Annotated in this window: 1 protein-coding gene; it reads left to right on the forward strand. The window is 69.7% G+C overall.

The features are described from left to right. Nucleotides 1-218: hypothetical protein (locus tag ACPXCB_RS31620; RefSeq protein ID WP_425879790.1), on the forward strand; the 218-nt coding region annotated here is incomplete at both ends.

The raw sequence follows: 218 nt of genomic DNA on the forward strand, positions 1-218 counted from the left end.
GCGGCGGGGGCGGCGATCGCGGCCACCAGGTTGGTCGTGCAGCAGATCTTCAAGCGGCTGCTGGCGCAGTTGGCGCGTAAGTCGCTCAAGCAGGGGCTCAAGGAGGCCGGTGAGCGGGCGGCGAAGGAGGTTACGAAGGGTGGTGTGCGGGGGTTCAGCCGTCGGGTGGCGTTGAGTGGTGTGTCGGAGGCGGCCGAGGAGGGCGGCATCAACCTCGC

The organism is Micromonospora sp. DT62 (genome assembly GCF_049847285.1).
Taxonomy (GTDB): Bacteria; Actinomycetota; Actinomycetes; order Mycobacteriales; family Micromonosporaceae; genus Micromonospora; species Micromonospora reichwaldensis.